We start from the raw sequence: 23,576 nt of genomic DNA, 5'->3' as shown, positions 1-23,576 counted from the left end.
GTTGAGGTATGTTGACGTTCGTCCACGGTTTACCAACCGCTGGTTTATATCTCTCCAATTCCTAAGGTCGTTCATGTTTGTCGCCAAAACAAACATGCCTGGGGGTTTCTATAAACCCCTAGGAAATAGTGGAATTATTGGACACAGGCGTATAACATGTGCTATGGAAATCTTTGGATAGCCCCGGGAGGTCTCCAGCCCGACAGGCGCTAAAGCCCCTCACGCTTATCTAAGAATTATCGGTTTTATTGCCATATGCAATAACCCTATACAAGAGTATTACCAAAGACTATTTACCTAATTTTGGAGATCTATAATAAAGAAGCATGTTTCCCGATTTGAATCTTTGTGTTTTTACGAGCTTCAGGTTAAGTCTTCTGCCCAATTTCTTGAAAAGTGGCGTGCCTTTTCCTATTGCAACAGGCATTATCATGAACCTAAATTCGTCTATAAGTCCTGACTTTATGAAAGATACGGCAAGATCAGATCCGCCGACCCATATTCCGTTGCCTTTTTGCCTCTTCAGTTTGATTATCTCTTTTGGATCAAACTTATTCATGAGCTTCACATTCTTCCAGTTCTTTTGCTCTTGTACCTTTTTGAGGGTCCTAGAGATAACTATCTTAGGTTTATTGTTCATAAGTTTTGCGACTATCAGGTCCTCCTTAGATATAGTTGGATCATCTTGGGCTTTTGGCCAGAATGATTCCATTAGTTGGTACGTACGCCTACCAAAAATAATTAGATCAGCTTCATTGAGCTGAGTTATTGCAAATTTGTTAAATTCCTTATCTACTTTATGCCATGACAGATCGTGATTTGGACCCTCGAAGTATCCATCTATACTCAGATTCAAAAATAAGTATATCTTCCTCATGGTATCATCTGATTAATACTGTGGTATTTAGTTTTATAAACCACCTTATGAAAGGGCTTTAATTCCTGTTAATACATAGCCCCGAGAGGGATGCGAACCCGAAGTAGGACCATCTCTCCTCGGGCTCATCTACTAAAAGCTAACAGAAAATAGGTGGGGGAAATCCGTTCTAAGTATATCTTCTGCAAATCTTCCTTTCTCTAAATCCACTTCGATTTTAGACCAACCATCGTCTTCTGACTGAGAAACCTTAATTTTTAATTTGTTTCCGTCAACATGATGCATAATATGGTAATAAGTTTCAGGTAAGTCATAAGTTGGAATAATAGATGCCTTATTCTGCTTTAGTGTGCTGATTAATTCAGGGAAGTCTTTTGGCACACGCTCTTTAGATATTCTGGGCATAGGCGGCTGGCTTCGCAGCATTTTTCTTGCATCCCATGTCCCTAATGGTGCCTTACGCTCATAATCATGGACTTCATCGTCAATGTCTTGCCTCCCTTGATAAGCAAAACTATTTCGTTGCATTTTAACACCTAGATATAAGAGCAATAGAATATTTAAAACTAGCCCCGAGAGGGAATTGAACCCTCGACCTCTTGTTTACAAGACAAGCGCTCTACCACTGAGCTACCGAGGCACTTATGGCTTGAAGGCTGCCTAGTTCCTGATGGAAGGCAACGCTAACTATTATGTTCGGTTAAGTTTAATACTTTTGTCCCGCATGAACATTTCCGTGTAATTTACAATGTAGCTTGCAATCCATTCCACCCTCAACGATTTGCTGATTTCCCTTATCATTTCGGTGTTTTCCCTTTTTATCCCGCCGAACGCCACAGCAAGCGGCGGGAACAGCAATGCGACCAGCGCCGCGTTTGTCAAAAGCGAGTACACGCTGCTGTGCAGCAGCAATGTCACAGAGTAGAGCAGCGCCATGAGCATGAGCGCTGGTAGCACGAGCCTCAATATGCTGCCTATGCTGTGCCTGAATGAGAACTGCCTGTACAGCGCGCGCATGTACAACATGTCAAGCAGTATCGGTGATATGACGAATAGGGAAAGCAGCACCCCGACCGCCTTCATCATAGGAGTAAGTACAAGCAGCAGTATTATCTGGAGCGAGACCCCTATGAGCTGGTATATCATGAACCTTTTCGTGTCGCCGTAGCTCACTATCAGGTTGCCAGCATATGTGCTTATTATCCCTAGCGCGGTTCCTAGCACTATTATTGTGAAGTAGAACGGCGCAACTGAGTATTGCGCGGAGAACAGCAGGCGCATCAGCGGCCTTGCAACCGATATCGCGAATATTATCACAGGAAGCATCAGTATAAGTGTATAATGAATGCTGCTGTTGTATATCCTGCCTATCTTGGATGAAAGATTCCTGTCGGAGAATGCGATGGCAAACGACGGCAGCAGTATGAAAGCGTTTGCGACAAGGAACACGTTCACGAAATTGCCGAACTTGAATGCCGCGTTGTAGTTCCCAACTATTATTGCCGTTGAGTACACCCCGAGAAGCAGTATCGCGAGGTTCGGGGGGCCCTGCACCGCGACGTTCGATGCGACCACAGGCGCCGAGAATCCCATGAGGTGCCTTATGGTGCCCCTTGACGGCATGACGAACTTCCAGTTTATGTACGATGCCACTTTGTAAAGGCCTATCAGCGACGGCACGATCAGCCCTATCCCCAATCCCACCATTGCGCCGAACACGCCGTAGCCGAGGAGCACTAGCGCCGCAGCTGCAACCAGCTGTATGAACGCATACATCAAATATATCATAGTTCCCTCGCGCACCTTCTCCACGGATATGAGAGCAGCAAGAGTAAGGTTGAACAGCGCGTAGAGCAGAACCAGGAGCGATGCCAGCACCAGCGTATTGGATATGCCGGGGTCGTGGTATACGCCTATCGCTATGGCGTTGCTGAGCGCCATCGCTACAAGCGCAACCACTAGCGCTACGGCGAGCGCAACGACGTAGCTGTTGCTTATCAATTCTGCCACCCTTTTCCTGTCGCTGAGTATCTGCGGCACCTCCTTCCGCAGCGCGGTTCCCATGCCGAAGTGGCCGCCTATGGAAAGAAGTGTGTAGAACGCTATGGCAATCGCATATATCCCGAAATCCGTTGGCTTGAGAAGCCGCGCAAGTATTATCAATAAGAGAAGCACAGCTGACGAGCCTATTATGTTGCCCACGGTATATATCAGTGTGCTCCTGGCCGCCTTCACGCCCAGTGCCCTTGCAGAATCCTTGTCCCTCTCAGGTTTGGGCATATATGCACCTAGTCCCTGGCAATGAAGCTGTCCAGCATCTTCTTTGCCCTTTCCCTCCTCTTCCTGTGCTTTCCAAGGAAATCGTTTATCCTATCGGCAAGGTGCTGCTTGTGCTCCCCTGCGAGTATGGTCCCCTTCCTCTCGGATTCAAGTATCCTTTCCAGCTTCTTGTCATCGGGCTCGAAGAAGTACTTGTAATACTGGCATACAACGCATTTGTCAGGATCACCGCCGTATTTCCTCTGCAGCTCTGCTGTTGCCTGCTGCCCGGTGAAGGCCCTGGCTATCTTCCTTTTCACCGTTTCATCGGTGTCGTTCAGGTATATCGCGTTCATCGGGTCGCTGGATGACATCTTCGGGTCTCCGCTGAGCGAGGGCAGGAATTTCGTGTGCATTATTGCAGGCTTGTAGTAGCCGAGCTTCTCCACTACGTCCCTTGCTATCCTGAAGTGCACGTCCTGGTCTATGGCAAGAGGTATCAGGCACGGGATGTTATGCCCTTCCTCGACGGACTTCAGGAAGGATGGAACGGCCTGCATGCTGGTGTAGAATATCTTCCCTATGTTGGACTCGTTAGTGAAACCGAACGCGTCCTTTGTCATCGAGAACGTTATGTGCCTTGCTACCCTGACGGCATTCCTGTAGAGCTTTCCCGCATATTCCGTATCTAGGAATATCTTGGTGTGCTTCGGGTCGAAGCCCAGGGCGATTATGTCGTAGATGTTCTCGATTGCTATGCCATGTATCTCGTCAAGCGAGAGCTTCAGGTTGTCCTTGGCAAGGAACTTCTCCTCGTCAGGTATCTGTATGTATACATCAGCCTTGAAGCTGTCCTGGAGCCACTTTGCCATTGTGAACGGCAGCAGGTGCCCTATTGTCATCTGCTCTGACGGCGCCCTGCCGGTATATACGTAGAACCTGTTCCCCTTTTCGTACTCGTCAAGGAGCCAGTTGAGGTCCCTGTGCGAGTAGAATATCTGCCTGCGTATGAGGAAGTGGAGCTGCCCGGCGTATTTTTCGAGCCTCTTCCTAAGCTCCGCGTCTATCGGCTTTATCCCGTAGCTCCTTGCGAACTGGCCGTAGTCCACGGAACCCTCTACCTTGTAAGGATCGACGTGGAACCGCTTGTCCATTGAATCAGAATACTAATGCTAAACAAAGCTTTTATGCCTTTTTAGTTCATTGCCCGGGATTCTGCGCGCCCTTGAGCTTTTCTATGCTCTCGAATCTCCTCAGTATCTCCTTTGTTATTGCCTTGCGCTCCTTCCGCGGAAGCAGCACCTTTATGTCCCCTACCTGCCGGCCGAGCTGCAGCTTTTGGTTCAGGAGCATTATTTCTATAGTAAGGCGCTCCTCCTCTTTCCTTTTCTGCTCCGGTGTGAGCTTTGGAGCCCTAAACAGCGATATGCTTACCATTTTATCACACTGACAGCTTTATTTTGTAAGATATATATACATTTCTTACGCAACTCTAATCGGATTGTTTATTTTTAAGGATATGCGAATTCGGAATCGCAAGGCAATAGTTTATATTGCTTCTTTGCACATATATGGAGATAATAATGGACCAGCATAAGCAAATAAAATCCATCGAAAGGGTAAAGGAAGCTGAGGAGAAGGCAAGGCTCATTTTGGACGATGCTAAAAGGCACAGGGAGAGGAAGCTGCGCGAGGCTGGGGAAAGGGCAAGGAAGATGGTGGAGGACGCCGAAATTCGCGCGAATTCGATGGCAGAGGAGCTGCTCAAGAAGACGGAGAGGGAGCTCGAGCTTGCAAGGAAGAGGAAGCTGGAAGCAGCTAAGGGCGAGGCTAGGAAGATAAGCAGCAGGAAAATAGGCAAGGACAAGCTGGAAGCGCTTGCCGACAAGGTAATAAGCGAGATAATGGGTGCATGAATGTTCAGGAGCGAGCCTATGCAGAAGGTAAGGCTGATATGCCTTGAGGCCGACAGGAAGGAGGTAATATCGGCGCTGCACAGGGCAGGCATTATCGACCTCAGGAAGAGCAAGCTGGAGCTCTCCGACGACATATCAGAGCACCTTGCCGAGCTGTCCGACATGGAGATACGCCTTGCAGGCGCTATGGCCATACTGAAGAGGCCGAGGAAAGCCAAGAAGGCAGGCTTCAGGCAGGAGAGGCACCTGTCGGCTGATGAGCTGGTCTCAAGGATATCGGGAATGAAGGTTATAGGCAGGATATACGACCTAAGCGAGGAAAGGAAAAAAAAGTCCCAGTCGGTTAAGCAGCTTGAGATGTCGGAGGGCGTTGCCAGGCAGATTTCAGGAATAGATATAGACCTCGGGAGCCTCAGGAGCAGCTCTCTCGGGTTCAGGGTATATTCCTACGAGAGCAGGAAGGAGCTCGAAAGGCTGAAGGATGACATATCAAATAGCAAGATGTCGGCAGAGGTAATAGAATCATCCGTAAAGGGACAGCAGAGCATGCTGATTGCGTATGAAAACAGCATTGACATGGACGACATGGCAAGGAGGTACAAGCTCAAGCCGCTAGATATTTCATTGCCGCACATAAAGGGGATGCCGAAGGATGCGCTCTCTGCAATAGCAAAGGAAAAATCTGCCGACGAGAAAAGGATGCTCGAGATAGACAGGGAGCTGGAGGGCATATACACAAGCGATTACGCTAGGCTCGCAGCCCTCATGGAGATGCTGAAGATAGAGGCATCTAAGGCGGATGTGAGGAGGATATTCAAGAAAACGGAAAGGTCCATAGTCATAGAGGGATGGGTGCCCAAGGCAAAGATAGGTGACTTGACAGGGATCCTGTCCAAGGCGACAGGCGGCAGGTACCACATGGACGAGTTCGAGGACGATGAGCTCGCTCCGACGCTGATGAACAGGCCGAAGATACTGCAGCCCTTCGACTACATGATAAACTTCATATCGGTTCCGAGGAGCGACGAGCTTGATCCTGCGATACCCTTCATAATATCCTTTCCGATATTCTACGGGTTCATGATATCCGACGTGGGGTACGGCATACTATCATTCCTGTTCGCCAATTACATAACGAGGATAACGGATCCCGATGGCCTTGTGTACAATACGGCTAAGATATGGCAATTGAGCTCCTTGTCTGCGATAGTCTTCGGCTTCCTCTCCAACCAGTATTTCGGGCTCCAGCTCAACCAGTACTTCATAGCCTTCAACGGGTTCGACTGGTTCAAGGACATAACTGTTTTGATAGTGGTGGCAGTGATATTCGGCATAGTGCAGGTGGCCATCGGCCTGCTCTTCGGGTTCGTGAACAAGTACAAGCACCACAGGAAGGTGGCATTCGGCAGGCTTGCGTCTTTCTTCCTCATAATATCCGGCACTGTCGCGATCGCTGGAGGGCTTTTCAATGCGTTCGGCTCGGAGATAACGCTGGTAGCTGCTGGTATAGCGATAGCTTCGCTCATTGCAACGATGGTCTTGAGCGGCACAGAAGCTGCGGAAGTTACGAACCTGATATCGCATCCGCTGAGTTACGCCAGGCTCATGGGCTTCGGCCTTGCAAGCGTTGTGCTTGCCTTCCTGATAGACAAGGCGTTCACGCCCAACATTGCGATGGGCATACCAGTATTCATACTTTACTTCATAATATTCATGATACTGCATTTCATGAACATGATAGTGTCGATGTTCGAGGGCGCTGTGCAGGGCGCCAGGCTGAACTTCGTAGAGTTCTTCACGAAGTTCTACAACGGCGGAGGCATCAAGTTCAGCCCCTTCTCTTCAAGGAGGGTTTATACTAAAGAATAATTGGTGAAAATGAATGGCAGCAACAATGACCTTATCGGTTGCAATAGCGGCGCTGGGAGCGGCTACAGCTATAGTCGGAACTGGAATAGCAACGGCTATGGCGCAGTCGGCAATAGGAAGCGCAGGCATGGGCCTGCTGGCTGAGAAGCCGGAGGAGATGGGAAGAGTCCTTCTGTTTCTCGTGCTCCCAGAAACGCTCGTAATCTTCGGGTTCGTGGTCGCAATACTGATATTGCTTGGGGCAGGACTTGTCTGACGGTGTGGCAATGGCCCTGGACAAGCTGCAAAAGGAGATAGAGGAGCAGGCGAAATCTGAGGCTGGCAGGATAGCCGATGAGGGCGACGCCGAGTGCGCGCACATAATCGAAAAAGCGGAATCGGATGCCAAATCCCTCAGCGACGGCATAATGGACAACGCGCGCGGCGAATCAGAGCAGCGTAGGAAGGACACATCCATATCGCTTGACATAGAGATAGGCAGCATACTCACAGGCGCAAGGGAGGAGCGCATAAGCCGCGAGCTGAAGCGCTTCCTTCCGGTACTGGAAGCTAGGATGCGCAAGAGCGAGGGCAATCTCATAAAATCCGCACTCAAGAGGTTCTCCGATGTGGTGCCGCCGGAGCTCTGCACAGCAAAGGTTGACAGGCGCAACGAGGAGATAGTGAAGCCCTACGGAATGGATGTGGACCACGAAAGCATAGACGGGATAATAATAGAGTCTAAGGACAAGAGGATAAGGGTCGATGCGACAATAAGTGGTACCATCGGCTCCAATGCAGAAACCATAAGAAGGGTATTGTCAAAGGGAATGTTCGGATGAAAGAGCAAACTAGAGTCAAAAGGCTTGGCATATTGAAAAGGGCCAGGAAGTACGGCTATTCCAACGCAAGGGTAAAGGGAATGGAGTCCAAGCTTATAGGCAGCTCCACGATGAAAAGCATAGCAGAGGCGAAGAGCATAGACGCGATACTCTCCATACTCTTCCAGACGGATTACAACGCATCGATAATAAAGTTCGGCGGCCTTGAGATAAGCCCCACGCTCCTCGACTTCGCGATAAGCGAGAGCATGGCCGAGAAGCTCAACAAGCTGGCTGAGATAACGCCGAAGGACGAGCAGCGCACGATAAGGAAGATAACCGCAAGGTGGGCCCTGGGAAACGTCAAGCTGGTGCTTGAGGCGCTCGAGAGAGGGCAAACGTACGACTCCATATCAAAATACATAATAAGCGCCGACGGCTTCGGCACCGTGATGCTGCAGGAGGTGATGAAATCGGAGAGCATAGAGCAGGCGCTCAGCATGCTGATGAGGAACAGGCACCACAAGGAGCTTCTGGGCAAGGTGCTGTCCAGGTACATAAAGACAGGGAGCATAATGGATGCGCTCGCCGCGATAGACCAGGAGCACTACAGGGAGCTGGGGGAGCTTGCGGTCAGCCTGGGAAGAAGCGGTGACAAGTCCGCGATAATACTGAGGATGGACATAGACATGCGCAACATGATAACGCTGCTGCGCGCGAAGAGGAAGGGCCTCAAGTTCGAGGACATATCAGATACGCTGATAAGGAACGGCGACGTGGGCATAGGCGCGCTGTCAGGCATGTACAGCAGCTCGGGGAACGTAGCGGAATTCGCAGCGAAGTCAAAGGCATTCGACCTCAATGCGGCGATCGAATTATACAGGGAAAACGACCAGATGCTGCCCTTCGAGGTGAGCATGAGGAACCAGATATTCAACAGGAGCATCGCGCTGCTAAGATCCAGCGTGCTCTCTTTTGGCACGCTAGTAGATTACATATACCTCAAGGAGATAGAGGTATTCACGATAAGGGCGCTTGTAAAGGCAAGGGAATACGGGCTTTCGAAGGAGGAAGTTTCGAGGCTGGTGATATGGAGCCTCTGAAGACCTACAAGATAGTCGTCGTTGGAAACACCCAGCTCGCGCTGGGATTCAAGCTGTCCGGAGTGGCGGAAACGTATTCGGTGAAGAACGCGGTTGAATCCGAGAGGGTTTTGCGGGAGCTCATGCAGCGCGACGACATCGGCATAATAATAACCACGTCTGGCGTGCTCGGCGATATAAGGGACAGGAAGCTCTCCAACGCGGTATCGGAAAGCGCGCTGCCGATGGTGATAGAGGTGCCGTCATACAGGGAGGAGGGGCAGCCGGACACGCTGAGAAAGTTGATAATGAGGGCAATTGGCATAGACATAAACAAGACCGCTTAAGGTGATTTCATAGGAATAATAGAAAAGGTATCAGGGCCTTTAGTGATTGCGAAGGACATGATGGGAAGCAACATGTATGATGTTGTAAAGGTTGGAAACTCGTCGCTCATAGGCGAGATAATACAGCTCAGGGGCGAAAGGGCGGTGATACAGGTATACGAGGACACTACTGGGCTGAGGCCCGCGGAGCCGGTAGAATCAACGCAAAAGCCGCTTTCCGTGATGCTGGGACCAGGGCTCCTGGGCAAGATATACGACGGCATACAAAGGCCGCTGGAGCTGCTCGAAAAGAGGAGCGGCGCCTTCATAGCAAAGGGCATCATAGTAGATCCGGTAGAGAAGAACAGGAAGTGGAAATTCGTGGCAGGCAAGGAGGTAAAGGCCGGAAGCAGCGTAAAGGGCGGCGACATAATAGGATACGTCCAGGAAACCGAGCTCACCAAGCACTACATAATGGTGCCGCACGGCGTCAGCGGAAAGATAAAGAGGATATCCTCCGGCACGCATACGATAGAGGACACCGTTGCCGAAGTCGTGGAGAACGGCAAGGTCGTGAAGATAAGCATGGTGCAGGAAAGATCCGTTAGAAAGCCCTCGCCGATAAGGAGGAAGTACAGGGCGAACGAGCCGCTCGTGACCGGCCAGAGGGTCATAGACACGCTGTTCCCGGTTGCCAAGGGGGGCACCGCTGCGATACCCGGCCCGTTCGGCGCGGGAAAGACGGTAACCCAGCAAAACCTCGCGAAATATTCCGATGCAGATATAGTTGTATATATAGGATGCGGGGAGCGCGGAAACGAGATGACAGAGGTCCTTACGGAATTCCCGGAGCTCAATGACCCGAGAACCGGAAGGCCGCTCATAGAGAGGACAATACTCATAGCCAACACCAGCAACATGCCCGTGGCCGCAAGGGAGGCGAGCATATACACAGGAATAACAATCGCGGAATACTTCAGGGACATGGGATACAGCGTTGCGATCATGGCTGACTCAACTTCAAGGTGGGCGGAGGCGATGCGAGAGATATCCGCAAGGCTTGAGGAGATGCCAGGAGAGGAAGGATATCCGGCTTACCTCCCGAAGAGGCTTGCCGAATATTACGAGCGAAGCGGAAAGGTCGAGAACCTTAACGGCACAACGGGCTCGATCACCATAATAGGCGCAGTCTCCCCTCCCGGAGGGGACATATCGGAGCCCGTATCGCAGGGAACGCTGCGTGTCGTGAAGACGTTCTGGTCGCTTGATGCGTCGCTTGCAAGCTCAAGGCACTTCCCGTCCATAAACTGGCTCAGCAGCTATTCTCTTTACTCCGATGCGCTGGAATACTGGTACTCTGAAAACGTAGGAGAACAGTTCGTGAAGAACAGGAAGGAAACGATGAGGCTCCTGCAAAGGGAGGCTGAGCTAAAGGACATAGTGCAACTGGTCGGGGAGGATGCGCTTCCGGATTCCGAAAGGGTGGTGCTAGAAGTGGGAAGGATGATACGCGAGGATTACCTCAGGCAGAGCGCGTTCGATGAAACTGATGCATATTCCAGCCTTGCCAAGCAGGACCTGATGCTTGCGACAATGCTCCGCTTTGCAAGCGGCGCCAACGAAGCGGTAGGCAAGGGCGTCAGCGTGTCGTCCATAGCGAAGATGGGCGTGAGGTCAGAGATATCGAGGATGAAGGGCGTCGAGGACAAGCTTGTGGAGGCAACAGCAAAGAAGATAAGGGATGAGATGGACAGGGAGTTCAGCTCGCTGATAGGGGATATGGAGGCCGGCGCCGAGGATGCTGCCAATGCTGAAAAGGCGCTTGAGGCTGCGGCTGCGCATGCCAACGAGGGCAGGAAAGATGAGGGAAAGGATCGATTGGCGAAGAAGGAGGAAATCCCGGGCAGGAAGGGAAGAGGCAAGAAGTGATCGCATGAAACTTGACATACAATACAACACCATAGAAAGCGTTGCAGGCCCATTGGTAGTGGTAGGCAAGGTGAAGAGCGCGGCATACAACGAGATAGTAAGGATAAGGCTACCAACAGGGGAGGAGAGGCTCGGGCAGGTGCTGGAGACAAGCGACAGGAACGCCGTAGTGCAGGTGTTCGGCCCGACAAACGGGATAAACATAAACAGGACATCGGTGAGTTTCCTCGGGGAAACGTTCATGGTGAGGTCAAGCGAGGACATGCTAGGAAGGGTCTTTGACGGGCAGGGAAGGCCGAAGGACAACGCGGGGCTCATAACCAGCGGCGAGAGGAGGGACATAAACGGCGCGCCGATAAACCCAGCGTCAAGGGGGATGCCCAGCGACTTCATAGAGACAGGGATATCAACGATAGACGGGCTGAACACCCTTGTCAGGGGCCAGAAGCTCCCCATATTCTCAGGATCGGGATTGCCGCACAACGAGCTCACCGCGCAGATAACCAGGCAGGCGAAGGTCAAGGGCGCAAGCGAGAACTTCGCTGTTGTATTTGCAGGGATAGGCATAACCTACGACGATGCCGAATACTTCGTGACGGAATTCAGGAAGACCGGCGCGATAAAGAGGACCGTAGCTTTCATAAACCTTGCTGACGATCCCAGCATCGAGAGGATAATAACGCCGAGGCTGGCGCTGACAACTGCAGAGTACCTTGCATACGAAAGAGGAATGCACGTGCTCGTTATACTCAACGACATGACGAACTACGCCGAGGCGCTGCGAGAGCTCTCCAGCGCAAGAGAGGAAGTTCCCGGAAGAAGGGGATACCCGGGCTACATGTACACGGACTTCGCAGGTATATACGAAAGGGCTGGAATCCTCAAGGGCAAGAAGGGCAGCATAACCCAGCTCAACGTTGTCACGATGCCTAGCGACGACGTAACGCATCCGATACCGGACCTTACGGGCTACATAACAGAGGGCCAGATGTTCCTGAGCAGGGAGCTTGCCAACAAGGGCATATACCCGCCGATAAACCCGCTCGGATCGCTCTCCAGACTGATGAACAGCGGGATAGGCAAGGGCAAGACAAGAGAGGACCACAGGGGCGTGGCCGACCAGCTCTACGGCGCATATTCAAGGGCGCAGGACGCAAAGGCCCTGAGCTCGATAGTAGGAGTGGAGGCGCTCGGTGAGAGCGACAGGCTTTACCTAAACATCGGGAACGAGTTCGAGAACAGGTTCATAAGGCAGGGAGCATACGAGAGCAGGGACATAGAGACGACGCTTTCCATAGGGTGGAACTTGTTGTCCATGCTTCCGGACACAGAGCTAACAAGGATAAAGGAGGAATACGTAAAGAAATACTACAAGGCGAGCAAATGATAAGCCCGACGAGGATGAACCTCATAATAGCCAAGAGGCGAAAGGCCATGGCGAAGAAGGGCTACAACGTCCTGAAGAGGAAGCAGGAAGTGCTTGTCATGGAGTTCCTGAGGCTACTCAAGCAGTCGAGGCAGGACAGGAGCCACATGAACCTGCTGGTGCAGAGGGCATACGAATCGGTGACGATGGCGAGCGCCTATGTTGGCGACTTCGAGCTTGAATCAGCTTCGATGCACGTGCCTGAGGCCGAGAGGATAGGCGTGAGCCTGAAGGGCATAATGGGCGTGCAGATACCGGAGATAATAAAGATAACGGGGGAAGGAAAGGCCGAGTACAACCTCATGTCCACGAGCATAGCAGTTGATGACATAAACGAGTCGTTCAACGTTGCGCTCGAGAGCATAATAGGCGTTGCGCAGAGGGAGCTGGGGCTCAAGAGGCTCGTTCTGGAAGTGGAGAAGGTCAAGCGGAGGGTCAACGCGCTTGACTACAGGCTCATCCCCGATCTCGAGAAACGCTCAAGGTACATATCCATGAGGCTTGAGGAGATAGAGAGGGACAGCTTCGCCGCGCTGAAGCACGTCAAGAAAAGGCTGGAGAAGGCGGAGCAGGCAAAACATTAATTAACTTGCTTAAGATGTTATTACCATGGCATACCATTCCTTCCTTACTGTCATACTGCCTGCGCTTATCGCAATCGCGGCCACGATAGTCGCGATAAAGTTCATAATGCCGTACTTCTACGGCGCAGGCATAGTCGCAGAGGACAGGAACAAGGAGAGGATAAGGAAGCTTCCCGGGAGCGGAGGCATAGCGGTTGCGTTCGGCATAACTGTGGGAATACTCGCATATACTTTCGGCGCATCCTTCATATTCTCCCCGGTAATAAACGTGTCGGCGATACTCGCAACCGCGCTGTCGATACTGCTGATAGCGGCCGTTGGGTTCATAGACGACATAAACGTGAAGACCAAAAGGGTGCAGGTAACCGGCATGCAGGGGATAAACCAGGGGCTGAAGCAGTGGCAGAAGCCGGTGCTCACGCTTGCGGGGGCTCTGCCGCTCATGGCGGTCAATTCCGGCGTTACCGCCATAGACATACCATTTCTGGGCACGGTGAATTTCGGGATATGGTTCCCGGTGATAATCATACCGCTGATAGTGGTTTTCGTGGCCAATGCCTACAACCTGCTCGGCGGATTCAACGGGCTCGAGGCATCCGCTGGGCTTGTCGCAAGCATCGGTCTTGCGCTTTATTCGTTCTTCTTCGGCAATGCGGTAGGGCTTTTCCTGTCGTCGGTGCTTGCGGGCTCCCTGATAGCATTCTTGCTCTTCAACTGGTATCCTGCAAGGATACTCCCCGGGGACAGCTTCACCTACTGCGTGGGAGGCGCGCTTGTCGCAATCATAATAATGGGGCATGCTGAGGCGTTCGGGCTCATAATATTCATACCATGGATAATGGAGTTTATCTTGCACCTAAGGGGGAAATTCAAGGTTACGGACCTTGGGATAAGGCAGAGGGACGGCACGCTTGCGCCTCCCTACGGCAGGAGCATATACAGCCTCACGCACATAGCAATGAACATAAAAAGGGCAACTGAGAAGGATGTTACATATATGATGATAGGGGTGGAGGTGCTGTTCGTCGCTTTGGCTTTCGTGCTCAAATTGCACGGTATCCTATAAATATATTACACGTTTTTATTTGTTTAAGTTGAATAATATTTTGATCAATTGGTAATTTCAATGCGGAAGGCACAATTAGACATAGACTATATAGGGAAACTTTTCACCGTTGCACTCTTCCTGGTGCTCTCAGTCGCAGGCTTCGGCTTCTCCATATACCTGTTCCTCGTATCCAACAGCCTGTTCCTGTACGCAATAGCGATATGCTTCCTGTTCCTGTCAATAATATCGGGTTTCTTCAACATACTTGCATCATACTGGTACTACAAGTCCTTCGGATACGAGAAGTACATAGAGGAGCTCAAGAGCAAGCTCAAGCCGATGGGGAGGCTCCCAACCGTGAGCGTAGTGATGCCGTCGCATGACGAGGATCTCGATATGATAAAGCGCAACGCGAAGGAGCTCACTGGCATAAGGTACCCGAAGGGGAAGCTTAACGTGTTCCTGCTCAACGATTCCGCAGACAAGGACAGGAAGCGCGAGCTTGAAAGGTTCTGCAAGAGCTCAGGGATAAACTTCATATACAGGAAAAGGAACACCGACTACAAGGCAGGCGCCCTGAACCATTTCCTGGAAAGGTCCAGGGACGAGTTCGTTGCCGTTTTCGACTGCGACGAGCATCTCGAGGACAGGAACTTCCTGATGGACGTGCTTCCCTACTTCCAGGACGAGAAGATAGCATATGTGCAGACGGAGAAGAGGTACTCCAAGGGAACGTTCTTCTCCGATACTGTTGACATATTCGATGCGTTCTTCTTCAAGTTCATAGAGACGGCCAGGGCGATGGACAACACAGCCATATTCTCAGGCTCATGCGGAGTCATAAGGAGATCGGTAATAGACGAGGTCGGCGGCTTCCCGAAATACGCGATAGAGGACACCTTCTTCAGCCTGGAGAGCGACCTCAAGGGGTACAGAGGTTTCTACCTTCCGAAGGTATACGCTTATGGAAAGCCGATATACACCTTCTCGCAGCTGGTGAAGCAGCAGTGGCGATACAATTACGGCGACACGCAGTTCGTGTCCTATTTCCTGAGGAAGAAGGAGTTCAAGAAGCAGCAGATGCTCGCCAAGCTCAACTACATGGCCCACGGATTCGGGCTCAACTACCTGTCCGTCGTCCTCATACTGTTCACCATAGTCTCAACTGCGATAGTGTTCTCCACGCTGCCGTTCGCGCACATAGGCATAATACCCAGGTTCACCTCCTGGTCGGACATAACGCTATCTGTTGCAAGGGTCAGTGCGCTTGAGATAGCAGAGCTGCTCGGGCTATTCGCCTTCATACTCTCGATGTTCGCGCCGGCCATACTCACGAAGATATACTTCAAGTCGTTCAAGAAGGGCGTGATGGTTTTCCTGCTCAACTACGCGTTAGCTGTTGTCAGGGCAAAGGCCGCGATTGCGGCCATATTCAACCTGAAGGACAGGCTGAAATGGAACAGCAAGAGCGAGGAGATGGGAAGCGCCGTATCAGCAATGGCAAAGGCCAGGACGGAGCTGGTGTTCGTTGCGGTGCTTGCGGTGCTCGGCATAGTCGCCCTCATGGAGCTGAAGATATCAGGGGGCATATGGCTCATGTGGTATGCGGGTATGTATTCGCTGACTCCGCTGTTCTTCTACAAATACGGCTGATGTCGGATGGAGATTAGAAAGGCGATAGTCACATCTGCGGGAAAGGCCACTAGGATGAGGCCAATATCCAACGTGATACCGAAAGGCCTGCTGCCCGTGTTCAAGACCATAGAGGGCAGGAAGTACCCCACGCCCGTGATAGACCTCATAATAGAATCGCTGAGGGAAGCGGGGGCGTCGCAGCTTTGCTTCGTAGTTGGCACGAAGGGGAGGATGCTGACCGATTACCTGTTCGAGAGGGACATAACGTTCGTCTTCCAGAAGGAGCCGAAGGGATTCGGCGACGCGGTGCTGAAAGCCGAGGAGTTCGCGAACTCCGATCCGTTTTTCGTGCATGCTGACGACGATTTCATGACAGGAGGGTACAAGGATGCAGCAAGCATATTCGGCGATCTGGAGCCGGACTGCCTGCTGTTCCTCTCAAGGGTTGAGAACCCGCAGGGGTTCGGCGTGGTCGAGGCGGTGCACTACAAGGACATGCATTCGCACAAGGTCTTCAAGGTCAATGGCGTGCAGGAAAAGCCCGAGAATCCGAAGTCGGACCTTGCAATATGCGGATCCTACATATTCTCGCCGAGGATATTCGGCGCGCTCAGGAAGGTGAAGTCCCAAGGGGAGCTGCAGCTCACGCAGGGGATAGAGGAGATCATAAAGGACGGGGGTAGCGTATACGGCATGCTGCTTGAGGAGGAGAGCTGGCTCAGCCTGGGCAACCCTGCTGATTATTTCCGGACATTGAGCTACTCCTACGGCAAACTATAACTATTGATTTTTATGCATGGAAAAGACAGGATCAGCGTGATAATGCCCGTATACAACGAGGAGAGGACGCTGCGCAGCATAATAGAGAGGGTACTCGCGCAGGGAATGGTCGACAGCCTAATAATAATCGACGACCACTCCGGCGACAGCAGCCTCGACATAATAAAGGACATGGCGAAGTCCGACAAGCGGATAGCCTATCTGTCCAACGGCAACAACATGGGAAAGGGATACTCCGTAAGAAGGGGCCTCAAGCTGGTAAAGGAGGGCATAATCATAATACAGGATGCGGATCTGGAGTACTATCCAGAGGACTACGGCATACTTGTCCCGGAGGTTGGCGACGGCACCGCGGTGCTCGGGACAAGGATACACGGCAAGAAGACCGGCCACGAGTACATACTCGCGAAATTCGCGAACGACGTTTTCACCAGGGAGCTGAACGTTCTTTACGGGACGCACCTCACGGACATAAACACCTGCTACAAGATATTCAAGAGGTCGATGGTAAGCGACAGCGAGCTGAAGGAGGACGGGTTCCTGATAGACCCCGAGATACTGCTCACCATAATAAGGAAGGGCTACAGGATAAAGGAGGTAAACATAAGGTACAGCGGAAGGACCTACAAGGAGGGCAAGAAGATAAACGCGAAGGACGCATTCGACCAGGCTTTGTTCATATTCAGGAGGAGGCTAACTGGTTGAGCGTTGCATCAGCAGGTATAGTCGCGCGGAAGCGCTACGAAGAATCCGTTGTATTCCGTTTTTCTTGTGATGTTTGCGAGGTTCACGGCGGTGTTGTTGGAGCCCAGGGCGGTGAAGTACACAACAGGATAGTGCTGTATTGTATAATTGTAATAGTAGGGGAAATGCGCCCTGTATCCAAGGTATATCAGATACACCCAGTTGTTCGACACGATGTTGCAGTTGGACAGCCCCTGTGCTGATATCGCGTTCTCGGAAGAGGACAGCGCTGCGTTGGAAGAACCGTAAAACCTGAAGCCGGAATACGGGAACCACGTTATTGATATTGCGGCCATTGAGATGAACAGCGCCGCAAGGCAGTACGCATAGGCCCTCCGCCTGGCCTTCGAGACGTCGGATATGGCGGTTGCGAGGAGCAGGGCGCACCCGCCGTAAACCAGGTAACCAAGGCGGGGAAGATCGTTGATGGAGCCCCTTACTGCAATGATGAGCCATGCAAGCAGCCCGACGGCAAGGAAGACCAAAAGTACCCTGTACCTGTAGTCCTTGCGCGCTGCATCGATGAAACCGCTGCGCTTTCCGCCAGCAAGTGCGATCAGCGCGGTTGCAACAGCCAAGGCGGGGATGAGCTCCGGGAGCGTAAGCCACAGCGATTGGGATATTACACCTATTGGGAAATAGCCGGCGGTGTTGCCCTGCGAGAAGGAGTTTGCTGATACAATGTAGCTGAACACCGGATTGTGGAACGCCACTGCGTTGAATGCAAGCCACGGAAGCGTTACGAGCACGAATGCCAGGAATGCCTTCCTCCTCTGCCCCGCAGGAAGCAGCACGAGGAGAAGAACGAATATAAGGCTCGGATATTTTGCGAGACCTGCAATGCCGAGTATTATTCCCGCCTTCCAGCTCTTCCTGAGCAGGAATGCTACGAAGACAAGGAGGATGCTCATTGTCACGATCTCCGTGCCGTTGAGGAGCAGCAGGAAAAAGGCTGCGTATGGCGTAAGGAGAATCAGCGGCAGCGTTGATGCCTTTGTATCCAATTGCCTTGACACGTAGAGCGAGGATGCAAGCAGCAGCAGTAGCGCGAATGCGAAATACGCAGGGATTGCCGGTTTGCCTATCATTGCGAACGGCACCATCATGATGCCTGTGAGCGGGGCCCTGAGCGTTTCGAAGTAGAAGGAATTGGCGTAAAGGGTAGCAGCAGCCAATCTGCCCGAAAACAGAGCGGAGTAGAATGCGGGGTTGATGAGGGACTTCGCATAAAGCCAATGCGCTATGAAGTCCCAGTTGGCACCACCAAGATAGTACATAGCAATTGCATCGTGCAGCGCAAGCAGGAAGACGGCAGCAATTACCGCATATTCAAGGAACCGCATCGGCTTTTCCATCGCAAACTCCTGCACAATCGTTGGATAACTAGAATCGCGCAGCAGCTTATAAATATCTTCGCATCCCTCTAGATTGGTTGGCAGATGCAGAGGATGGAGCAGTCTTATGCAGGGCAGTACTCGTATCAGGAGGAGAGGCAGGAGGCACAGAACCTCAGGCTTTTGCGCAGGGACCTTGGTCCAAGGCTGCAGCGCATAGAGACGTTGCCTGTGATGAGGAGGTTCCTTTTCGATTTCAAGACCGATGAGGAGAGGAGAAAACTGGCGGAAAGCATACACAGGAGGAAAAGGCTCGACAGTTGGACGTATTTGGGATCCAATTACGAATACATGTTCAGGAAGCCGCTGTTGAGTAGCTTCAATGAAGTGCTTTACGAGCCTTTGGGGCTTCCTGTAGACATAGGGGAAAGGAAATTCAAGAGGCTGCTTTCCAGAATGGATGCAAATCCGATAGATGCAAAAAACAACCGCAGGAACCTTGTTGGCAATTACATCCCGGATTTCTGGCTGCCATTCCATTACATGGGCGACAGGAGCATAGTAGTGGACCTTCACGGAAGCAGGCTCATAAGCTCAAACTACATCAAGAAGCTTGACAGGGCAAGGGACCAGTACGGCTTGTACATAGTGCTCGCAACGATGTCCGACTGCTACGAGAAGGGCCGTCACTACGAGCACGGCTTCGGCAGGAAGATGGTGAGCAGCGGTGTTGACGAGCTGTGGTTCATAGACGAGGACGCGACAGGCAAGGCGAAGCTGCAGGAAAAGCTGGATGGCTTGGCCCAGAGGGCGCAATACAGACAAACTAGCTCGATAGAATCTGTGCTGGACAAGCTCAGGCTCAAGAGGCCGGAGCTCAACGGCCGCAATTGCGACTAGCGCTGCTTGCCGTATTCCGGATTCTTCTCGCTTATGCTTTCCTCGCTGTTCATGTAAAGCGCAGCTACGAAAAGGAAGGATGACAGCCTGTTGGCGTATTTAACCATTCCGTTATCGAGCTCGTGCACTTTGCGGAAGGCAACAAGCCTGCGCTCGACCCTCCTCGCTATAGCCCTTGCGACGTGCAGGTAGGAAGAGGGCCTGCTCCCACCCGGAAGCACGAATTTCCTGAGCTCCGGAAGCGATTTGCCGAGCCTTGCCATCTCGTCCTCGAGCATTTTTGTTTCAGGGACCCTGAGCTTCTCGATGCTTGTGCTACCGCGCATGTTTGCAAGCATCGCGGATATGGAGAAAATGTCGTCCTGTATTGTCGTAAGGTCGCGCATTATCGCAGTATCGTTGACATAGAGCATTGCAACGCCTATGAAGCTGTTCAGCTCGTCCATGTCCCCGATTATGTCAAAAACGGGATCGTCCTTGGCGATAGGGGGCCCTCCTATCAGGTTGCTTGACCCGCCGTCGCCCCTTCCAGTATAATACAATGTCATCTCCGAGCACCGCACTAGAATCTGTATTGAAAAAATATTTAATATTATATCAGCCCGTTCAGGAACGGGTGCGCCATCTAATGGCATATTTTTATGCCTTTTTAGGCATATTATAAGAGCTATCAGGTAGTGAAATGGCAAGAAAACATGTTAAACCGAGAGTGAAAAAGAGGACCAAAAGGCCGACCAGGAAAAAATCTGTTAGGAAGGCGAAGAGGCACGTCAAACCGGATGCCAAGAGGAGGAGCGTGGCAAGGAAAAGGACAGGCAGCATTAAAGTCAGGGCGAGGGCCAGGAGGCATGCAAGGAGAGTCGAAAGGGTTGCCAGCATAGATCAGGAGATAACAGCTGTTGACCAGAAGGAGATAACAAAATTCGCCAGCATATCGCGCACGAAGGTTTATGTCATAGGCGTGGGGGGCAGCGGCTCCAACACCATGACGAGGATGTCTGAGCTCCACATAGAGGGCGCGACCCTCATAGCAACAAATACCGATGCGCCACACCTTGAGAACACCAAGGCGCAGAGGAAGCTGCTTCTTGGAAGGACCGTTACAAAGGGAATGGGCGCAGGAAGCGACCCTTCTCTCGGGGAAGAGGCAGCGGTTGAGAGCACTGACGAGATAAGGCACACGGTAAGCGAGGCCCAGCTCGTGTTCGTCAATTGCGGGCTTGGGGGAGGCACAGGAACCGGCGCAGCGCCTGTAATTGCAGGGCAGTCAAAGGATTCTGGGGCGCTTACTGTAGCGATAGTTACGCTTCCATTCACCAGCGAGGGCAAGGTCAGGATGAAGCGCGCGCTTGTAGGGCTCTCAAGGCTCAAGGGCAACACAGATACAACGATAGTGATACCGAACGACAAGCTCCTCGGGATCGCCCCGAACCTGACGCTCGAGAAGGCGTTCGACAAGATAGACGATTTCCTTGCCAATGCGACCAAGGGCATAATAGAGATGATAACCAAATCAGGCATGGTCAACCTTGACTTTGCGGACCTCAAGAGCGTATTGCAGGATTCGGGCTACGCGCTGATAGGCATGGGCGAATCGCACGCGGCTAACGAGGACAAGAGGATAGAGAAGGCGATCAGCGAGACCCTGGACAGCCCACTACTGGACATAGACATATCGAAGTCGAGAAAGGCGCTTGTCAACATAATAGGCGGTAGCGACCTGACGCTGAAGGAGGCGGAAAACGTTTTCCGTGCTGTGTCAAGCAGGATAAACGACGAGGCCATGCTGAAGTGGGGCGCGAGGATAGACCCGAAACTCCCGAAGAACACGCTGAAGATAATGGTTGTCATGGGCGGCGTGGGGCTCGCGGAATACGTTGAGGACAGCATACAGCAATCGCAGAAGGACGCGGAATCCGGGAAGTTCAACATAGACGATCTCGGGCTTGACGAGATAGACTGATGTCATTTGCCGCTGTTTTAGGAGTAGTTGCCAATGCCCAATAAGAGCGAGTTCGACACAACGGTTACCGAGCTAAATGCCATTGCCAAAGCGGCGAGCATGGGCAAGAGATTGTACACGCTTACCGTGAATACAGGGATGAGCGCGCCCGCGGCAATCGGAATCAGTATTATGTTGTAACCAAACGCCCAGAAAAGATTCTGCCTTATCTTTGACATCGTCCTCTTTCCGAGCTGAAGGGCCACGAATGCATCGTAGACGCTGTTCTTTATCAGGATGATGTCGCCAGCCTGTATTGCAACCTCTGTGCCAGCACCTATGGCTATGCCGACATCGGCCTTTGTCAGTGCCGGCGCATCGTTCACGCCATCGCCGATCATGGCGACCACATTGCCTTCTTTTTGCAGCTCTGCTATCTTGTCCAGCTTGTCCTTGGGCTTTACCTGGGATATCACGTGCCCTATGCCCAGGCTCTTTGCAACCGCATTGGCGACCTTTTGATTGTCTCCCGTCGCAAGCCATACGCTGTACCCTGCATTCCTGAACGAATCTATCGCCTTCTTGCTGTCCTCCTTGAGTGCGTCTGCTATGGCTATAAGACCGATTGCCTTTTCGCCTTCCCCTATTATGAGCGTTGTTTTGCCGTCAGACTCGAGTTCCTGTCGTTTTGCTTCAAGACCTGGGAGTTGCGCGTTGTCAAATAGGTCTCTGTTGCCAACAGTTATTTTCTTGCCATTCTTTGCAAGCACAGTTACCCCGCTGCCCTGAATGTAAGTGAACTTCTTTGGGAATTCACTCCTGATCTTCATGCTCTGCGCCTTCGAGATAATGGCCTTCCCGATGACATGTTCTGAATTCATCTCCGCTATGGCGGCGAGCCTTAGAACCTCCATCTTATCATATCCCGCAGCTGCGACTATATCGGTAACTTCCGGCTTTCCTTTTGTAAGTGTGCCTGTCTTGTCAAGAACAAGTGTGGTAACTTTGCTTGCCTTTTGCAGGCTTTCGCCGCTCTTGACAAGTATTCCGGCTCTTGCTGCTCTGCCCGAGGAAACCAGCAATGCTGCAGGGGTGGCTATTCCAAGAGCGCAGGGGCATGCGATGATCAGGACGCTGACAAATATCAGAATTGTGGTGTTTACGCCTACACTTCCAAAAAAGTACCATGATAGGGATGCAAAAATACCCACGAGCACCACTATGGGCACGAAATATGATGAAACCTTATCGGCAAGCTTCTGTATCGGCACCTTACTTGACGCAGCATCCTTGACTATCTTTATTATCTGCGCAAGCGCGGTATCTTCGCCAACTTTTGTGGCCCTGACTCTCAGCGAGCTTGTTGAATTTACAGTGCCCCCTATAACTTTGTCCCCAGCCCTCTTGGTCAGAGGCATGCTCTCCCCTGTGATCATCGATTCGTCAACCGAACTCTCGCCCTCCAAGACCACAGAATCGGTAGGCATCTTCTCACCTGGCTTTACCAGAAGGATATCCCCTTCCTTAACCTGTTCTATTGCAGTGTCCACTACCTTGTCCCCTTCAATCCTGTGCGCTATCTTTGGCTGCAATGCTATCAATGCTGAAACCGCGGTTGATGCCCTTGATTCTGCAATCCTCTGCATGTATGTTCCTGTAAGTATCAGTGAGATTATGATTGTGGACGTGTCAAAGTAGATTCCACCAGTAGGGAAAATTGATGGGAATAGGGTGACTACAGTGCTGTATGCCCATGCCGCGGTAGTGCCAAGGGCTATCAGGGTATCCATGTTTGCTGATTTGTTCTTAACAGCGTCAATGATCCCTGCATAAAACCTCTGCCCTGCGTAAAACTGCACGATGCTTGCAAGGACGAGCATTACATAATTGCCGTAGCCTAGATGGAGTGCATACGTAAGTATCGCGACGATGATGGTGATCGGCCACGAAACCGCCAGTGCTGTCTTCAGCTCCTTCAGCTCCTTTTCCGGCTTTTCGAACTGTATCTTGCAGGTTGTGCTGCAGAAATAGTATTTTCTTCCTTGCTGCTCGCTGACCAGTTTGGATGTTTTCTCGTCAACATTCATTCCGCAAACAGGGTCTGTTGCCATCTAAATCACACATA

At 51.6% G+C, this 23,576-nt stretch carries 24 protein-coding genes and 1 tRNA gene; 16 read left to right on the top strand and 9 right to left on the bottom strand.

What is annotated here, in order from left to right; all coding sequences use genetic code 11:
* Positions 1-181: hypothetical protein (locus KGI06_02900; protein MDE1871163.1), on the top strand; the 181-nt coding region annotated here is incomplete at its 5' end.
* Positions 182-289: 108 nt separating this feature from the next.
* Here the strand turns inward: KGI06_02900 and KGI06_02895 are convergent.
* From KGI06_02895 to KGI06_02870, 6 genes are all read right to left on the bottom strand, one after another.
* On the bottom strand, positions 290-877 hold the full coding sequence (locus KGI06_02895; protein MDE1871162.1) for a dihydrofolate reductase: 588 nt from the start codon (positions 875-877) through the stop codon (positions 290-292).
* Positions 878-1,009: 132 nt separating this feature from the next.
* Complete coding sequence (locus KGI06_02890) at positions 1,010-1,405, bottom strand: hypothetical protein (GenBank protein ID MDE1871161.1); 396 nt, start codon at positions 1,403-1,405, stop codon at positions 1,010-1,012.
* Between the two features lie 40 nt (positions 1,406-1,445).
* Positions 1,446-1,517: transfer RNA gene (locus tag KGI06_02885), tRNA-Thr, on the bottom strand.
* A gap of 50 nt (positions 1,518-1,567) precedes the next feature.
* Positions 1,568-3,157, bottom strand: coding sequence for an oligosaccharide flippase family protein (locus KGI06_02880; GenBank protein ID MDE1871160.1), 1,590 nt, complete (start codon positions 3,155-3,157; stop codon positions 1,568-1,570).
* Positions 3,158-3,165: 8 nt separating this feature from the next.
* Positions 3,166-4,290: a tryptophan--tRNA ligase gene (locus tag KGI06_02875; GenBank protein ID MDE1871159.1), complete on the bottom strand. Its 1,125-nt coding sequence runs from the start codon at positions 4,288-4,290 to the stop codon at positions 3,166-3,168.
* A gap of 46 nt (positions 4,291-4,336) precedes the next feature.
* A complete protein-coding gene (locus tag KGI06_02870) occupies positions 4,337-4,573 on the bottom strand; it encodes a hypothetical protein (GenBank protein MDE1871158.1) in 237 nt (78 codons plus the stop codon).
* A 146-nt stretch (positions 4,574-4,719) separates the two neighbouring features.
* Here KGI06_02870 and KGI06_02865 point away from each other — a divergent pair, with 146 nt between their 5' ends.
* The 13 genes from KGI06_02865 to KGI06_02805 are packed head-to-tail and all read left to right on the top strand — an operon-like array spanning position 4,720 to position 17,236.
* Positions 4,720-5,052 carry a hypothetical protein gene (locus KGI06_02865; protein MDE1871157.1) on the top strand — a complete coding sequence of 111 codons (333 nt, stop codon included), beginning with the start codon at positions 4,720-4,722 and terminating at the stop codon, positions 5,050-5,052.
* Positions 5,053-6,921 (top strand): hypothetical protein, encoded by a 1,869-nt coding sequence (locus KGI06_02860; protein MDE1871156.1) that lies wholly within the window; start codon positions 5,053-5,055, stop codon positions 6,919-6,921.
* Between the two features lie 25 nt (positions 6,922-6,946).
* Positions 6,947-7,177 carry an ATPase gene (locus KGI06_02855; GenBank protein ID MDE1871155.1) on the top strand — a complete coding sequence of 77 codons (231 nt, stop codon included), beginning with the start codon at positions 6,947-6,949 and terminating at the stop codon, positions 7,175-7,177.
* A gap of 10 nt (positions 7,178-7,187) precedes the next feature.
* Positions 7,188-7,742, top strand: a complete 555-nt coding sequence (locus tag KGI06_02850; protein MDE1871154.1) for a hypothetical protein — start codon at positions 7,188-7,190, stop codon at positions 7,740-7,742.
* Positions 7,739-8,824 carry a V-type ATPase subunit gene (locus KGI06_02845; GenBank protein ID MDE1871153.1) on the top strand — a complete coding sequence of 362 codons (1,086 nt, stop codon included), beginning with the start codon at positions 7,739-7,741 and terminating at the stop codon, positions 8,822-8,824. The genes KGI06_02850 and KGI06_02845 overlap by 4 nt, the downstream gene beginning before the upstream one ends.
* Positions 8,812-9,150, top strand: coding sequence for a V-type ATP synthase subunit F (locus KGI06_02840; protein ID MDE1871152.1), 339 nt, complete (start codon positions 8,812-8,814; stop codon positions 9,148-9,150). Before KGI06_02845 ends, KGI06_02840 begins: the two co-directional genes overlap by 13 nt.
* Positions 9,151-9,207: 57 nt before the next feature.
* Entirely contained in the window at positions 9,208-11,058 is a 1,851-nt protein-coding gene (locus tag KGI06_02835; protein ID MDE1871151.1) for a V-type ATP synthase subunit A, read from the top strand.
* A gap of 4 nt (positions 11,059-11,062) precedes the next feature.
* Positions 11,063-12,445, top strand: a complete 1,383-nt coding sequence (locus KGI06_02830) for a V-type ATP synthase subunit B (GenBank protein ID MDE1871150.1) — start codon at positions 11,063-11,065, stop codon at positions 12,443-12,445.
* A complete protein-coding gene (locus KGI06_02825) occupies positions 12,442-13,068 on the top strand; it encodes a V-type ATP synthase subunit D (protein MDE1871149.1) in 627 nt (208 codons plus the stop codon). The genes KGI06_02830 and KGI06_02825 overlap by 4 nt, the downstream gene beginning before the upstream one ends.
* A 25-nt stretch (positions 13,069-13,093) precedes the next feature.
* The gene (locus KGI06_02820; protein MDE1871148.1) at positions 13,094-14,134 is read left to right on the top strand and encodes a hypothetical protein; all 1,041 of its coding nucleotides are present in this window, start codon (positions 13,094-13,096) and stop codon (positions 14,132-14,134) included.
* A gap of 60 nt (positions 14,135-14,194) precedes the next feature.
* Positions 14,195-15,769 carry a glycosyltransferase gene (locus tag KGI06_02815; GenBank protein MDE1871147.1) on the top strand — a complete coding sequence of 525 codons (1,575 nt, stop codon included), beginning with the start codon at positions 14,195-14,197 and terminating at the stop codon, positions 15,767-15,769.
* A 6-nt stretch (positions 15,770-15,775) separates the two neighbouring features.
* A complete protein-coding gene (locus KGI06_02810) occupies positions 15,776-16,531 on the top strand; it encodes a sugar nucleotidyltransferase (GenBank protein MDE1871146.1) in 756 nt (251 codons plus the stop codon).
* A gap of 12 nt (positions 16,532-16,543) precedes the next feature.
* Entirely contained in the window at positions 16,544-17,236 is a 693-nt protein-coding gene (locus KGI06_02805; GenBank protein MDE1871145.1) for a glycosyltransferase family 2 protein, read from the top strand.
* Between the two features lie 8 nt (positions 17,237-17,244).
* On the opposite strand, the gene KGI06_02800 is transcribed toward KGI06_02805, so the two are convergent.
* Positions 17,245-18,630 (bottom strand): hypothetical protein, encoded by a 1,386-nt coding sequence (locus KGI06_02800; protein MDE1871144.1) that lies wholly within the window; start codon positions 18,628-18,630, stop codon positions 17,245-17,247.
* Positions 18,631-18,714: 84 nt separating this feature from the next.
* Between KGI06_02800 and KGI06_02795 the strand changes: the two genes are divergently transcribed.
* Positions 18,715-19,509 carry a hypothetical protein gene (locus KGI06_02795; protein ID MDE1871143.1) on the top strand — a complete coding sequence of 265 codons (795 nt, stop codon included), beginning with the start codon at positions 18,715-18,717 and terminating at the stop codon, positions 19,507-19,509.
* On the opposite strand, the gene KGI06_02790 is transcribed toward KGI06_02795, so the two are convergent.
* On the bottom strand, positions 19,506-20,057 hold the full coding sequence (locus KGI06_02790; GenBank protein ID MDE1871142.1) for a cob(I)yrinic acid a,c-diamide adenosyltransferase: 552 nt from the start codon (positions 20,055-20,057) through the stop codon (positions 19,506-19,508). The two genes, KGI06_02795 and KGI06_02790, sit on opposite strands and share 4 nt — an antisense overlap.
* Before the next feature lie 134 nt (positions 20,058-20,191).
* Between KGI06_02790 and ftsZ the strand changes: the two genes are divergently transcribed.
* Positions 20,192-21,472: a cell division protein FtsZ gene (gene ftsZ, locus KGI06_02785; GenBank protein ID MDE1871141.1), complete on the top strand. Its 1,281-nt coding sequence runs from the start codon at positions 20,192-20,194 to the stop codon at positions 21,470-21,472.
* 17 nt (positions 21,473-21,489) lie between these two features.
* Here ftsZ and KGI06_02780 read toward each other — a convergent pair whose 3' ends face one another.
* The gene (locus KGI06_02780; protein MDE1871140.1) at positions 21,490-23,562 is read right to left on the bottom strand and encodes a heavy metal translocating P-type ATPase; all 2,073 of its coding nucleotides are present in this window, start codon (positions 23,560-23,562) and stop codon (positions 21,490-21,492) included.
* Positions 23,563-23,576 lie beyond the last annotated feature (14 nt).

Source organism: Candidatus Micrarchaeota archaeon, assembly GCA_028866575.1.
GTDB lineage: Archaea > Micrarchaeota > Micrarchaeia > Micrarchaeales > Micrarchaeaceae > UBA12276.
The sequence above is the reverse complement of the archived record's forward strand: the minus strand, read 5'-3'. Positions and strand labels throughout refer to the sequence as shown.

Excerpts from the sequence above, each read along its gene's own strand:
- KGI06_02810 (MDE1871146.1), top strand. The coding sequence starts at position 15,776 with ATGGAGATTAGAAAGGCGATAGTCACATCTGCGGGAAAGGCCACTAGG.
- KGI06_02835 (MDE1871151.1), top strand. The coding sequence starts at position 9,208 with ATGATGGGAAGCAACATGTATGATGTTGTAAAGGTTGGAAACTCGTCG.
- KGI06_02830 (MDE1871150.1), top strand. The coding sequence starts at position 11,063 with ATGAAACTTGACATACAATACAACACCATAGAAAGCGTTGCAGGCCCA.
- KGI06_02890 (MDE1871161.1), bottom strand. The coding sequence starts at position 1,405 with ATGCAACGAAATAGTTTTGCTTATCAAGGGAGGCAAGACATTGACGAT.
- KGI06_02820 (MDE1871148.1), top strand. The coding sequence starts at position 13,094 with ATGGCATACCATTCCTTCCTTACTGTCATACTGCCTGCGCTTATCGCA.
- KGI06_02880 (MDE1871160.1), bottom strand. The coding sequence starts at position 3,157 with ATGCCCAAACCTGAGAGGGACAAGGATTCTGCAAGGGCACTGGGCGTG.
- ftsZ (MDE1871141.1), top strand. The coding sequence starts at position 20,192 with ATGGCAAGAAAACATGTTAAACCGAGAGTGAAAAAGAGGACCAAAAGG.
- KGI06_02825 (MDE1871149.1), top strand. The coding sequence starts at position 12,442 with ATGATAAGCCCGACGAGGATGAACCTCATAATAGCCAAGAGGCGAAAG.
- KGI06_02895 (MDE1871162.1), bottom strand. The coding sequence starts at position 877 with ATGAGGAAGATATACTTATTTTTGAATCTGAGTATAGATGGATACTTC.
- KGI06_02850 (MDE1871154.1), top strand. The coding sequence starts at position 7,188 with ATGGCCCTGGACAAGCTGCAAAAGGAGATAGAGGAGCAGGCGAAATCT.
- KGI06_02860 (MDE1871156.1), top strand. The coding sequence starts at position 5,053 with ATGTTCAGGAGCGAGCCTATGCAGAAGGTAAGGCTGATATGCCTTGAG.
- KGI06_02865 (MDE1871157.1), top strand. The coding sequence starts at position 4,720 with ATGGACCAGCATAAGCAAATAAAATCCATCGAAAGGGTAAAGGAAGCT.
- KGI06_02795 (MDE1871143.1), top strand. The coding sequence starts at position 18,715 with ATGCAGAGGATGGAGCAGTCTTATGCAGGGCAGTACTCGTATCAGGAG.
- KGI06_02875 (MDE1871159.1), bottom strand. The coding sequence starts at position 4,290 with ATGGACAAGCGGTTCCACGTCGATCCTTACAAGGTAGAGGGTTCCGTG.
- KGI06_02790 (MDE1871142.1), bottom strand. The coding sequence starts at position 20,057 with ATGACATTGTATTATACTGGAAGGGGCGACGGCGGGTCAAGCAACCTG.
- KGI06_02780 (MDE1871140.1), bottom strand. The coding sequence starts at position 23,562 with ATGGCAACAGACCCTGTTTGCGGAATGAATGTTGACGAGAAAACATCC.
- KGI06_02840 (MDE1871152.1), top strand. The coding sequence starts at position 8,812 with ATGGAGCCTCTGAAGACCTACAAGATAGTCGTCGTTGGAAACACCCAG.
- KGI06_02845 (MDE1871153.1), top strand. The coding sequence starts at position 7,739 with ATGAAAGAGCAAACTAGAGTCAAAAGGCTTGGCATATTGAAAAGGGCC.
- KGI06_02805 (MDE1871145.1), top strand. The coding sequence starts at position 16,544 with ATGCATGGAAAAGACAGGATCAGCGTGATAATGCCCGTATACAACGAG.
- KGI06_02815 (MDE1871147.1), top strand. The coding sequence starts at position 14,195 with ATGCGGAAGGCACAATTAGACATAGACTATATAGGGAAACTTTTCACC.
- KGI06_02870 (MDE1871158.1), bottom strand. The coding sequence starts at position 4,573 with ATGGTAAGCATATCGCTGTTTAGGGCTCCAAAGCTCACACCGGAGCAG.
- KGI06_02855 (MDE1871155.1), top strand. The coding sequence starts at position 6,947 with ATGACCTTATCGGTTGCAATAGCGGCGCTGGGAGCGGCTACAGCTATA.
- KGI06_02800 (MDE1871144.1), bottom strand. The coding sequence starts at position 18,630 with ATGGAAAAGCCGATGCGGTTCCTTGAATATGCGGTAATTGCTGCCGTC.